The organism is Xanthomonas sp. F1 (assembly GCF_014199855.1).
On record NZ_JACHOK010000001.1, the window covers coordinates 323,344 to 336,114 of the forward strand.

Sequence of the window (12,771 nt, forward strand, 5' to 3'; positions counted from 1 at the left end):
AGAGCCGCATTCTGGTGCGCAGGCCGCGGCATCGGCAAGCGTCCAGTCGCCGGAGCGCGACGCGGGGCACGCCTGCCGCACCGGTAACGGTGGCACGCCATGCCGGGCCACCGCCGCGCAATGGAACGCCCGCGCCGCTGTCGCGCACCGGCACGGACTGTCTGCCGCCCGCGCCCCGGCCGGACGCCGGCACGCCGACGCCCGATCGCAGGACTCAGTGGCCCCCGGCAGCCGCGGCGCCACCACCGCCGCCGAACGGCGGCTTGGCCAGCCACAGGAAGAAGATGATCCCGAGGAAGGTCCAGCCCAGCAGGTAGAAGATGTCGTTGAAGCCCATCTGCGAGGCCTGGTGGTTGATGGTGTTGTTGAGAAAGGCCGCGCCGTTCTGCAGGCTGCCGTTGCCCATCATCTGCACCTGTTCCTGCATGCCCGGCGTGTAGGTGGAGATGTGCTCGGTCAGGTGCGCATGATGCAACTGCGTGCGCTTGGCCCACAGGTAGGTGGTCAGCGAGGCGGCGAAGCTGCCGCCCAGCGTGCGCAGGAACGTGGCCAGGCCGGAGCCGGCGGCGATCTCGCGCCCGTCCAGGTCCGACAGCAGGATCTGCAGCACCGGCATGAAGAACAGCGCCACGCCCACGCCCATCAGCAACTGCACCCCGGCCACGTGCGGGAAATCCACCTGCAGGTTGAAGTCCGAGCGCATGAAGCTGGTGGCGGCCATGAAGATGAAGGCGATGCTGGCCAGCATCCGCAGATCGAAGCGCGAGGCGTACTTGCCGACGAACGGGGTCATGATCACCGGCAGGATGCCGATCGGCGCGGTGGCCAGACCCGCCCAGATCGCCGTGTAGCCCATGTCGCGCTGCAGCCACTGCGGGATCAGCAGCGACACGCTGAAGAACGCGGCGTAGGCCACAATCAGCGCCATGGTGCCGGCGCGGAAGTTGCGGTGGCGGAACAGGCGCAGGTCGACGATCGGATCCTTGTCGGTCAGCTCCCAGATCAGGAACACCGCCAGCGCCACCGCCGAGATCGCGGCCAGCACGACGATCTTGGTCGAACTGAACCAGTCCTCGTCGTTGCCCAGGTCCAGCACCACCTGCAGGCAGCCGACGCCGATGATCAGGGTGATCAGGCCGACGTAGTCCATGCGCGGGCGCTCGATCGGCTCGGGTCGGTCGCGCAGCTGCGAGCCGACCACGGTCGCGGCGATGATGCCCAGCGGCACGTTGATCAGGAAGATCCATTCCCAGCTGTAGTTGTCGGTGATCCAGCCACCGAGGATCGGCCCGGCGATGGGCGCGACCACGGTGATCATCGCCAGCAGCGCCAGCGCCTGGCCGCGTTTCTCGCGCGGGTAGATCGACACCAGCAGGCTCTGGGTGATCGGGTACATCGGGCCGCAGACGAAGCCCTGCAACGCGCGCGACACCACCAGCATGCCCATGCTCTGGGCCAGGCCGCACAGCAGCGAGGCCGCGGTGAAGGCCAGCGTGGCCCACACGAACAGCTTGGTCTCGCCGAAGCGGCGGCTGAGGAAGCCGGTCAGCGGCAGCGCGATGGCGTTGCTGACCGCGAACGAGGTGATGACCCAGGTCGCCTGCTGCGAACTGGCGCCGAGGTTGCCGGCGATGGTGGGCAGCGAGACGTTGGCGATGGTGGTGTCGAGCACCTGCATGAACGAGGCCATCGCCAGGCCCACCGTGCACAACGCCACACTGGCCGGGCGGAACGCGGCGACCGGTGCACCCGGCCCCCCGGGCGCGGCGGGAGCGACAGCTTGGTTGGACATGACCGGGCTCAGTTCGCCTTGGCGGCGTCAGGCAGGTTGGCGTGGATGATCTGCTTCACGGCCGCGTCGGCCTGCTGCAGCTGCTGCGCGTAGACGTCGGTATCCAGCAGCGTGCCGCTGGCCGGCTTGCTCGGCAGTACCGAGCCATTCTGGTCGTGCAGGTTGACGTCGACCTTCATCGACAGGCCGATGCGCAGCGGGTGCTGCTCCAACTGCTTGGCGTCGATGGCGATGCGCACCGGCACGCGCTGCACGATCTTGATCCAGTTGCCGCTGGCGTTCTGCGCCGGCAGCAGCGAGAACGCGCTGCCGGTGCCGATGCCCAGGCTCTGCACGGTGCCGCGGTAGGTCACGGCGCCGCCGTACAGATCCGATTCCAGTTCCACCGGCTGGCCCAGGCGCATGTGCTTGAGCTGGGTTTCCTTGAAGTTGGCATCCACCCACACCTGGTTCAGCGGCACCACCGCCATCAGCGCGGTACCGGGCTGCACGCGCTGGCCGACCTGCACCGAGCGCCGCGCCACATAGCCGGACACCGGCGCGACAATGGCGCTGCGGGCGTTGTTGAGGAAGGCCTGGCGCACCTGCGCGGCGGCGCCCTGCACGTCGGGCTGGTCGGCCACGCCGTTCTCGTCGATCAGCGCGCGGTTGCGCGCCAGGGTCTCGCGCGAGCCGCTGACCGCGGCCTCGGCGGCGGCCAGCTGGTCGCGGGCATGCGCCAGCTCTTCGGCGGAGATCGCGCCGGTGGCGACCAGGCTGGCGCGGCGGGCGACGTCGGCGCGGGCGCGCTGCAGGGTCACCTGCTGCGCGGACAGTTCGGCCTGGGCGCCTTCGACCGAGCGGTACAGACCGCGCACCTGGCGCACGGTGCGCGCAAGATTGGCCTCTGCCTGCTGCAGCGCGACCTCGGTGTCGGCCGGGTCGAGCTTGACCAGCGGCTGGCCGCGCTCCACGCGCATGCCGTCGTCGGCGTCGATGCGCACCACGGTGCCGGCCACCATCGGGGTGATCTGCACCAGGTTGCCCTGCACGTAGGCGTCGTCGGTGTCCTCGTGCCAGCGGCCGACCAGGAAGTACCAGATCGCCAGCGCGATCAGCACCAGCACCACTACCACGGCCAGGCCGCGCAGCAGCTTGCCACGCCGGCTGGTGGCGGGAGCGGGGGAAGCGGGGGTCGTTGTCTGATTCATTGCAGCGATCTCAGGAATGCGAAGGTGCGGAAGAAGAAGAACTCGGCGCGTCGGCGGCGGAGGTGGCGTCGTAGCCGCCGCCCAGCGCCTGATTCAGGCGTACCGAGACCAGGATCTGGTTGGATTGCAGCGAGGCCAGGCGCTGCTGCGCGTCCAGCAGCTGCTGCTGCGCGCTGAGCACGTCCAGGTAGTTACCGATGCCGGCGCGGTAGCGCTGCTGCGACAGGTCGAAGGCGGCCTGCGCGGTCTCCATCGCCTGCGCCTGCTGCTGCGCCTGCTCGGCCAGCGAACGCGCGGCGTTGACCTGGTCGGCCACCTCGCGCAACGCCGCCACCAGGGTCTGGTTGTAGTTGGCCACGGCCAGGTCGTACTGCGCATCGCGCTCGGCCAGTTGGCTGCGCAGCCGCCCGCTGTCGAACAGCGGCAGGCTCACGCCCGGGCTGAGCAGGCCCAGCACCGACGAACTCTTGAACAGGTCGCCCGGGTTGGTGGCGGCGACACCACCGAGCAGGGTCAGGTTGATGCTGGGATAGAACTGCGCCTTGGCCGCATGGATGCCCTGCGAGGCGGCTTCCACCCGCCAGCGCGCGGCGACCACGTCGGGGCGGCGGCCGAGCAGGTCGCTGGGCAGCACCGACGGCACCCGCGCAGCCTGCGGGTCGAGCAGGCGCGGCCGCTCGATCTGCAGCCCGCGGTCCGGGCCGCGGCCGAGCAAGGCCGCCAGCGCGGTGCGCGCTTCGTCGATCTGCTGCTGCGCCGCCGCCTGCTGCTGGCGCGCCGCCGGCACCCGCGCCTCGGCCTGGCGCAGCTGCAGGTTGTTGTCGATGCCGGCATCGCGGCGCTGCCGCACCAGCTTCAGGCTGTTCTCCGAGCGCGCCAGTTCGGCGCCGGCCAGGTCGTACAGATGCCAGGCGTAGCCCAGTTGCGCGTAGGCGCGGGCGACGCCGGCCGACAGGTCCAGGCGTGCGGCCTGCGCGTCGACCTCGGCCGCATGCGCCTGGTCCACCGCCGCTTCCCAGGAAGCGCGCTTGCCGCCCCACAGGTCGAAACCGTAGCTGAAGTCCAGCAGCGCCTGTTCGTTGTGGATGTACTTGCCGCCGATCTCGTCGCCGGCCAGGCCCTTGGGCAGTTGCAGGCCGGTGTAGCCGGCCGACAGCGACAGCTTGGCGCCGCGGTCGGCATCGGCGGCACCGGCCTGCGCCTGCGCCAGGCGCAGCCGCGCGTCGGCCGCGTCCAGGCTGGGCGTGCCCTGCAGGGCCTCGGCGATCAGCGCGTCGAGCTGCGGATCGCCCAGCGCCTTCCACCAGTCCTGCTGCGGCCACGGCGCCGGCGCCAGCGCGTCGGCGGCCAGGGTCTTGCCGATGTGCAGTTGGCGGTCGGCATCGAGCCGGCGCCCCTGCGGTTCCAGGCCGCGGCTGCTGGCGCAGGCCGCCAGTGCCAGGGTGAGGGCCGCGACCGCGAACGGGCGCAGGCGGGAGAGAGAAGGAGACAGAGTCATGTGGGCGGATTCAGGGCGAATTGAGGGAATCGCGGACGCGGGCCAACAACGAAAACAAGTGCTCGCGCTCTTCGGCGGACAGATCGCGCAACGCGTCGGCGATGGCGTCGTCGCCGCGGCGCTTGAGCTGCTGCCACAGCGCCTGGCCTTCGTCGGTGAGCACCAGGCGCAGCGCGCGACGGTCCTGCGCGTGCGCCTCGCGGCGCACCCAACCCAGGTCTTCCAGCTTGTCCAGCAGGCGTGTCACCGCGCTGGGGTTCTGGTCGATGGCCTGGGCCAGTTCGTTGGCGGTGCACGGCGCCATGTGGGCCAGGGCCTTCATGCCGATGTAGTGGCTGAAGCCCAGGTCCGGTTCCAGCCCGGCCATGGCCTGGTCGAGGCGGCGCATCAGGCCGTCACGCACTTGGCGCAGCAGCAGGCCGAACGAGGGCTGGCCAGGAAAGGAGGGAGCGCAGGTCATGGGCGCCTATTATTTTCATTTAGAAATATATGTCAAGAAAATATCCCCAAGGAAAGTAGATGCTGCGTTGCGGCAGGAGAACGCTGACGGCGAACGCACTGTAGCGGCGGGCGGCGGTGGCTCGGTATTACAATTCGGACAATGGATATCGAAATCGCGCCAACCCGTTCGGCCGACGTTCCGGCCACCGCCGGCTCCGACAGCGCGCTGGACCCGCGCGCCATGGAGTGGTTCGAGCGCGCCGATGGCCCGCCCGCGCTGGCCTTCATCGCGCATTCGCCGGTGTCGCTGCGGCGCGAGGTGGACTGGCATCGCCACGTGCGCGGCCAGCTGATCTACGTGGAGGACGGCGTGCTGGGCACCCGCACCGCGCACGGCCAGTGGTCGTTGCCGCCCGGCTGCGCCGGCTGGATGCCGCCGCAGGAGCTGCACACGGTCCAGGTCTCCGGGCGAGTACGCAGCTACCTGGTGCTGATCCGCCCCGACGTCTGCGCCGACCTGCCGCCGCGGACCTGCGTGATCGGCATGAACGACCTGTTCCGGGAGGTGCTGCGGCGGATGTGCCAATGGGGCGTGCCTACGGCGCTGGAGGCCGAGCAGCAGCGCCTGTACGCGGTGCTGCTCGACGAGGTGCGCAACGCCCCGGTCGAGCATCTGCACCTGCCGATGCCGCGCGACCGGCGCCTGCTGCGCATCGCCACCCAGTTGCTGGAAACCCCCGCCGACGACCGCTCGCTGGCGCAATGGGCGCACTGGGCCGGGCTGTCGCCGCGCAGCCTGAGCCGGCACTTCCGCGACGAGACCGGGTTCGGCTTCGCCGGCTGGCGCCAGCAGGCACGGCTGGCCGAGGCGCTGCGCCGGCTCAGCGACGGCGCCAGCGTCGCCGACACCGCCTACCGGCTCGGCTACAGCAGCCCCAGTGCCTTCGTCACCGCCTTTCGCGGCCGTTTCGGCCATCCTCCGGCGCGTTACCTGGCCAGCGCCGGCGGCACGCGCGGCTTGGCATCGCCGGCCGCATCCGGATAATCGACCGGCTGACCTGCGGCGCCTGGCGCCGCGTCCCCCTATAGGTATTTCCTGCGCATGACCGATCTCGCCCGCCCCGCCTTCCATGGTTTCGAACAGCTGCCGCTGCGCGAATACGCCGAACGCGCCTACCTCGACTACTCCATGTACGTGGTGCTGGACCGCGCCCTGCCCTTCCTCGGCGACGGGCTCAAGCCGGTGCAGCGGCGCATCATCTATGCGATGAGCGAGCTGGGCCTGAACGCGACGGCCAAGCCGAAGAAATCCGCACGCACCGTCGGCGACGTGATCGGCAAGTACCACCCGCACGGCGACAGCGCCTGCTACGAAGCGCTGGTGCTGATGGCGCAGCCGTTCTCCTACCGCTACCCGCTGATCGAGGGCCAGGGCAACTTCGGCTCCACCGACGACCCGAAGTCGTTCGCGGCCATGCGCTACACCGAGTCCAAGCTGACCCCGATCGCCGAAGTGCTGCTGGGCGAACTCGGCCAGGGCACGGTGGACTGGTCGCCGAACTTCGACGGCACCCTGGACGAGCCGACCTGGATGCCGGCGCGGCTGCCGCACCTGCTGCTCAACGGCACTACCGGCATCGCCGTGGGCATGGCCACCGACGTGCCGCCGCACAACCTCAACGAGATCGTCAGCGCGCTGATCCGCCTGCTCGACGACCCCGACGCCAGCGTCGCCGACCTGTGCGAGCACGTGCGCGGCCCGGACTACCCGACCACCGCCGAGATCATCACCCCGGCCGCCGACCTGCGCGCGATCTACGAGACCGGCCATGGCAGCGTGCGCGCCCGCGCCACCTACCAGAAGGAAAACGCCAACATCGTGGTCACGGCGCTGCCGTATCAGGTGTCGCCGTCCAAGGTGATCGAGCAGATCGCGCAGCAGATGCGCGCCAAGAAGCTGCCGTGGCTGGAAGACATCCGCGACGAGTCCGACCACGCCAACCCGGTGCGGGTGGTGCTGGTGCCGCGCTCCAATCGGGTCGACGCCGAGCAGCTGATGGGCCACCTGTTCGCCACCACCGACCTGGAGCGCAGCTACCGGGTCAACCTCAACGTGATCGGCCTGGACGGCCGCCCGCAGGTCAAGAACCTCAAGACCCTGCTGGAGGAATGGCTGCGCTTCCGCAGCGACACCGTGGTGCGCCGCCTCAACCACCGGCTGGACAAGGTCGAGCGCCGCCTGCACCTGTTGGAAGGCCTGCTGACCGCGTTCCTCAACCTGGACGAAGTGATCCGCATCATCCGCACCGAGGACGAGCCGAAGCCGGCGCTGATCGCGCGCTTCGCGCTCAGCGAGGAACAGGCCGACTACATCCTGGAAACGCGCCTGCGCCAGTTGGCGCGGCTGGAAGAGATGAAGATCCGCGGCGAGCAGGACGCGCTGGCCAAGGAACGCGAGCAGTTGCAGGCGGTGCTGGCCAGCAAGACCAAGCTGAAGAAGCTGATCAAGGACGAACTGATGGCCGACGCCAAGAAGTTCGGCGATGCACGGCGTTCGCCGCTGGTGCAGCGCGGCGCGGCCCAGGCCATCGACGAGACCGAGCTGGTGCCGAGCGAGCCGATGACCGTGGTGATGTCGGAGAAGGGCTGGATCCGCGCGGCCAAGGGCCACGACGTGGACCCGGCGGCGCTCTCCTACCGCGACGGCGACGGCCTGCTGGCGGCGGTGCGCGGGCGCAGCACGCAACAGGTGGCGTTCCTGGATTCGGAAGGCCGCGCCTACTCGACCCTGGTCCACACCCTGCCCTCGGCGCGCGGCAACGGCGAACCGCTGACCGGACGCTTCGCGCCTGCGGCCGGCGCGTCGTTCCAGGCCATCGCCAGCGGCGAGAACGACAGCCGCCTGGTGCTGGCGTCCTCGCACGGCTACGGATTCGTCACCCGCTTCGAGAACCTGACCAGCCGCAACAAGGCCGGCAAGGCCATGCTCAACCTGACCCCGAACGCCAAGGTGCTGCCGCCGGCAGCGGTGAGCGGCACTGGCAGCGACCGCATCGTCGCGGTCACCAGCGCCGGCCACCTGCTGGCGTTCCCGGTCGCCGACCTGCCCGAGCTGGACAAGGGCAAGGGCAACAAGATCATCGACATCCCCAAGGCCAAGCTCAGCACCGAACGGGTGGTGGCGATCGCCGCGGTGGCGCCGGGCAACACGCTGCTGGTGAAAAGCGGCCAGCGCACCATGTCGCTGTCGTTCAAGGACCTGGACGCCTACCTCGGCGCCCGCGCCAGCCGCGGTGGGCTGCTGCCGCGCGGTTGGCAGAAGGTCGACGATCTGGCGGTGGAATAAGCGCGCCTCGCCGGCAAGGGTCCAGAGGACGGCGCGACAGCGTGCGCGCCGCTTCTCCCAAGTCGTTTCGCTACGTCACACGGATGCCGGCGCCGCGTCGGTCCGCGCGGCCGCGAGCGCGCGAATCCGCGCGGCCACGCCGGCCTCGACCGGCGTGTAGACGATCATGCCCAGATCCGGCCGGCCCTCCACGGCAAAGGCCGAGTACTCCAGCGCGATCTCGCCGAGCAGCGGATGCCTGAGCCGTTTTTCGCCATCGCCCTCGCCATGGCTCAACACCTCGTGGTCGTGCCACAACATCTCGAACTCGGCGCTGAGCGCGCACAGCTCGGTCACCAGGGCCGCCGCGTCCGATGCGATGCCCGCACGCACCACGTCGGCACGAAACGCGCCCACCACGAAGCGGGCCACCCGCTCCCAATCGTGCTGTTTGGCACGCGCGGCGGGATTGCCGAACAGGAAACGCAGGATGTTGCGCTCGCCGACGGGCAACTGGCCGTAGTCGGTCAGCACCACCGCCGCCGCACGATTCCAGGCCACCACGTCCCAGGTCGGCGTCTTGACGATGGCCGGGCTCGTTTCCAGCGCATCCAGGACACGCTGCAGCCGCGGGTCGACGCCCGCCACCCCGCGGTAGCGCACCTCGGGCTGTCGTCCGAGCGCGACCATGAACAAGTGATCGCGTTCGGCGTCGGTCAGCAGCAACGCGCCGGCGAGGCGCTCCAGCACCTGCGCCGACGGCGCGCCCCCGCGGCCCTGTTCGAGCCAGGTGTACCAGGTCGGGCTGATGTTGGCGCGCTGCGCGACTTCTTCGCGACGCAGCCCCGGCGTGCGCCGGCGCCCGGAGAAGCCGAAGCTTGTGGGGTCGAGCCGGGTCCGCCGGCTGCGCAGGAAGTCGCCCAGGGAATTGGCTGGATCGGAATGCATGGCAAGCCTGTTAGTCGCTTTACTACGATGACGTCACTACTTTAACGGGATACACCGATACCGGAGAGTCGCCCGCACTGACCCAAGGGAGTGCACGATGCGTATCTTTCTGACGGGCGCGACCGGTTTCATCGGCTCGGCCCTGATTCCCGAACTGCTCCAGGCCGGCCATCGCGTGCTCGGCATGACCCGATCGGAGGCCGGCGCGCAGGCGCTGCGCGCGGCCGGCGTCGAGGTCCACCACGGCACGCTCGAGGAGCCGGACAGCCTGCAGCGTGGCGCCGCCCAGGTCGATGCCGTGATCCACGCGGCGTTCGACCATGATTTCAGCAACTTCGCCGCCAACTGCGAGAAGGACAGACGCGCGATCGCGGCGCTCGGCGCGGCGCTGCAGGGTTCCGATCGCCCCCTGTTGATCACCTCTGGCACGGGCGTGGGCAGCAGCGAACACGGTGCGCCGGCCAGCGAGGACGTGTTCAACGCCACGCACCCGAATCCGCGCATCGCCTCCGAGCAGGCCGGCAACGCCTTGCTCGAAGCCGGCGTCAATGTCTCGGTGATGCGGCTGCCGCAGGTGCATACCCCATATCGGCAAGGGCTGATCACGCCGCTGGCGGCGATCGCGCGCGACAAGGGCGTGGTCGCCTACGTCGGCGACGGCAGCAACCGCTGGGCGGCCGGCCATCTATCCGACGCGGTGCGGCTCTATCGTCTCGCGATCGAGAAGGCACAGCCGGGGGCGCGCTATCACGCGGTCGGCGAGGAGGGCGTGCGCAGCCGCGAGATCGCCGAGGCGCTCGGGCGCGGGCTGAAGCTGCCGGTGGTGTCCATCGCCCCCGACGAGGCGGCCGCGCATTTCGGCTGGATGGCGATGTTCGTGCAACTCGACATGCCGGCCTCGAGCGCGCTGACCCAGGCGCGGCTCGGCTGGACGCCGACCGGCCCGACACTGATCGCGGATCTCGACGAGGGCAGGTTCGCGGCCTAGCCCTGATCTGGTTTGGGCTGCACCTACATCGCATTGCGGGCATCGCGCCGTCTCTGCGGACGCCGCGCTTGCTCTGTTCTCAAGCGGCGATGCCGCGAGGCCTCGTTCGCCCCGTCATCGGCCGCCGCGGCGTGCGGCTCCGTTGCCGGCATGCGTGCGCCACGCAGGAGCCCCACATCCGAAGCCGCAGCCCCGCCTCACCCGGCCGACGCTCCATCGCGCAGTTGCTCGATGTGGCTGGCGATCATCGCCGCCACGGTGTCGGCCACCGCGCGTGCGCTCAGGCGGGTGTCGAACAGCAGTTCCACGGTCGCATAGATCAGGTCGACCACGATGCGGCTGACCAGCCGCAGCTGGCGCGGATCGGCGTCGGGGAAGGCCTCGCTGAGAAAGCGCACCTGGCCCTTGGTGACCTGCGCATGCGAATCCAGGCGCACCTGCTGCAATGCCGGCACCGCGCGCAGCGCGCGCAAGACCCACACGCCACCCTCGGTAGCCTTGGTGACGCGGTAGGTATCCAGCACCAAGCCTGACAGCGCGCGCTGCAGTTCCTCGCGCGTGCCGCTCATCGCCGGCAGGGTGATCCACTTGGGGACGAGCTGGTTCTGCCGCTCCATCAGCCGCCGTCCCAGTTCCGACAGCAGCGCGTACTTGTTGGGGAAATAGCGGTACAGCGCCGGCGGCGTCAGCCCGGCACGCGCGCACACCAGGTTGGTGGACAGCCGCTCCACGCCGACGTCGCCGAGCAGTTGCGCGGTGACCGAAAGGATCTGCTCGTAGGTCTCGGTGGCGCGATGCTGGGCCGGCACCTTGTTCCCGGTCAGGCGTGGGCGGTGCGGTGCGGAGGGACGCGGCGTGTCGGCGGGCATGAGATCTCGATGGTGATGAAGCGGCGGGCGCCGCGGTGGCGGCACTGCGCCAGCCGCACGGCACGCATCGCCACGGCAAGGGCGGCGCGGATTGCGGCGCGACGTCGCTGCACGCGCCGACATCGCATCTTACCGCGCCCGCCGCTGGCACATCGGCAGCGGCGCTCAGCGCCGCGCCATCCAAGCGCTGAGGCCGGCCGCCAAGCGCTGCTGCAACGTGGTGTATGGAGGAAAGAAGGCCTTGACGATCGGCAGGCGCCCGCCACGCAGCAACGCGCGTTCGTGCGAGAAGGTGCGGAAGCCGTGCACGCCGTGTGCGCTGCCGAACCCCGAGGCGCCCACGCCGCCGAACGGCAGGCCACTATGCACGAACTGCTGCAGGCAGTGGTTGACCACCGCGCTGCCGGAACTGGTGCGCGCCAGCACGTGGGCGATGCCGGCGCGGTCGCGGCTCCACAGGTACAGCGCCAGCGGCTTGGGCGCGGCGTCGAGCCGGTCGAGCACCTCGTCGAGGTGGGCGAACTCGACCACCGGCAGGACCGGACCGAAGATCTCTTCCTGCGCGATCCGCGCCTGCGCCGGCACCTGCCCCAGCAGGGTCGGCGCCACATAACGTTGCGCCGCGTCGTGTTCGCCACCGGCCAGCAACTGCGCGCCGCCGGCGCGCGCCTCGTCGATCAGCGCGGCCACGCGCGCGGCATGCGCCGGGTGGATCATGCGTGCCAGGTGCGGACTGGCGGCGACCGCCTGCGCGTCGGCACCGTAGCGCTGCGCCAGCAGGGCGCGGCAGTGGTCGAGCAGGCGCGCGCTGACGTCGCGATGAACGAACAAGGTATCCGGCGCGATGCAGGTCTGCCCGGCGTTGACCAGCTTGGCCCAGACGATCACCTCGGCGGCAAGGCGCAGGTCGGCGCTGCGGTCGACGATCACCGGCGACTTGCCGCCCAGCTCCAGCGTCACCGAGGTCAACTGCCGCGCCGCCGCGGTCATCACCTGCCGGCCCACCGATGCCGAGCCGGTGAAGAACACATGGTCGAACGGACACGCCAACAAGGCCTGCGCGGTCGCCGCGCCGCCCTGCACCAGGGCCACCTCCTCCGGCGCGAACGCCTCCTCCAGCACCGCCTGCAGCACCGCGTTGACCTGCGGGGTGCATTCGGAGGGCTTGATCAGCGCCGTGTTGCCGGCGGCCAGCGCCGACACCAGCGGCCCCAGCACGGTGGCTACCGGGTAGTTCCACGGCCCGATGATCAGGCAGCGGCCCTTGGGCTGGAACGCGATGCGCGCACGCGTGCCCAGGGCCAGCAGGGTCGGCGCGACCTTGCGCGGACGCATCCAGCGCGGCAGCTGCGCGATGGCGGTGGCGATCTCGTCGACCACCGGCAGCACTTCGGTCAACTCCACTTCCAGTGCGGGCTTGGCGAAATCGGCGGCGAAGGCGGCCATCAGCGCCTGCCGCCGCGCCAGCAGCGCATCGCGCAGCGCACGCAGATGCGCGCGCCGCGCGTTCGCCGAGGAGCCGCGCCAGGCCAGCGCGGTAGCCCGCTGCGCGGCGAACAGTGCCGCGATCGTCTCTGGTGCGGTGTCCTGTACGGGCTCAGACGGCATCGCCACGCTCCTGCTTGTCGGACATCGGCCATCGCCCTGTGCGTGGCAGCCTCCTGCCCTGCACCACACGCGGCCTGCCGACGCGCATCGCGATGGCGACCAGCACGCTCAC

General features: G+C 70.2%; 10 protein-coding genes. 3 read left to right on the forward strand and 7 right to left on the reverse strand.

The window, feature by feature from the left end; all coding sequences use genetic code 11:
- Nucleotides 1–214: 214 nt before the first annotated feature.
- Genes GGR71_RS01430 through GGR71_RS01445 form a run of 4 tightly spaced genes read right to left on the reverse strand, consistent with a single transcriptional unit; the run spans nucleotide 215 to nucleotide 4,940 of the window.
- Nucleotides 215–1,792: a DHA2 family efflux MFS transporter permease subunit gene (locus tag GGR71_RS01430; RefSeq protein ID WP_160957164.1), complete on the reverse strand. Its 1,578-nt coding sequence runs from the start codon at nucleotides 1,790–1,792 to the stop codon at nucleotides 215–217.
- Between the two features lie 8 nt (nucleotides 1,793–1,800).
- Nucleotides 1,801–2,982: an efflux RND transporter periplasmic adaptor subunit gene (locus GGR71_RS01435; protein ID WP_160957165.1), complete on the reverse strand. Its 1,182-nt coding sequence runs from the start codon at nucleotides 2,980–2,982 to the stop codon at nucleotides 1,801–1,803.
- Between the two features lie 10 nt (nucleotides 2,983–2,992).
- Entirely contained in the window at nucleotides 2,993–4,480 is a 1,488-nt protein-coding gene (locus GGR71_RS01440; protein WP_160957166.1) for an efflux transporter outer membrane subunit, read from the reverse strand.
- Nucleotides 4,481–4,490: 10 nt separating this feature from the next.
- On the reverse strand, nucleotides 4,491–4,940 hold the full coding sequence (locus GGR71_RS01445; protein ID WP_160957167.1) for a MarR family winged helix-turn-helix transcriptional regulator: 450 nt from the start codon (nucleotides 4,938–4,940) through the stop codon (nucleotides 4,491–4,493).
- Between the two features lie 141 nt (nucleotides 4,941–5,081).
- Here GGR71_RS01445 and GGR71_RS01450 point away from each other — a divergent pair, with 141 nt between their 5' ends.
- Together GGR71_RS01450 and parC are read left to right on the forward strand one after the other, a co-directional pair.
- A complete protein-coding gene (locus GGR71_RS01450; RefSeq protein WP_456362565.1) occupies nucleotides 5,082–5,966 on the forward strand; it encodes an AraC family transcriptional regulator in 885 nt (294 codons plus the stop codon).
- A 57-nt stretch (nucleotides 5,967–6,023) separates the two neighbouring features.
- A complete protein-coding gene (gene parC, locus GGR71_RS01455; protein WP_160957169.1) occupies nucleotides 6,024–8,267 on the forward strand; it encodes a DNA topoisomerase IV subunit A in 2,244 nt (747 codons plus the stop codon).
- A gap of 75 nt (nucleotides 8,268–8,342) precedes the next feature.
- Here parC and GGR71_RS01460 read toward each other — a convergent pair whose 3' ends face one another.
- A complete protein-coding gene (locus tag GGR71_RS01460; protein WP_160957170.1) occupies nucleotides 8,343–9,194 on the reverse strand; it encodes a helix-turn-helix transcriptional regulator in 852 nt (283 codons plus the stop codon).
- 97 nt (nucleotides 9,195–9,291) lie between these two features.
- Between GGR71_RS01460 and GGR71_RS01465 the strand changes: the two genes are divergently transcribed.
- Nucleotides 9,292–10,182 carry an SDR family oxidoreductase gene (locus tag GGR71_RS01465; protein ID WP_160957171.1) on the forward strand — a complete coding sequence of 297 codons (891 nt, stop codon included), beginning with the start codon at nucleotides 9,292–9,294 and terminating at the stop codon, nucleotides 10,180–10,182.
- 197 nt (nucleotides 10,183–10,379) lie between these two features.
- Here GGR71_RS01465 and GGR71_RS01470 read toward each other — a convergent pair whose 3' ends face one another.
- Both GGR71_RS01470 and GGR71_RS01475 read right to left on the reverse strand, forming a co-directional pair.
- The gene (locus GGR71_RS01470) at nucleotides 10,380–11,051 is read right to left on the reverse strand and encodes a TetR/AcrR family transcriptional regulator (RefSeq protein ID WP_048492296.1); all 672 of its coding nucleotides are present in this window, start codon (nucleotides 11,049–11,051) and stop codon (nucleotides 10,380–10,382) included.
- Nucleotides 11,052–11,216: 165 nt separating this feature from the next.
- Nucleotides 11,217–12,659, reverse strand: a complete 1,443-nt coding sequence (locus GGR71_RS01475) for an aldehyde dehydrogenase family protein (protein WP_160957172.1) — start codon at nucleotides 12,657–12,659, stop codon at nucleotides 11,217–11,219.
- Nucleotides 12,660–12,771 lie beyond the last annotated feature (112 nt).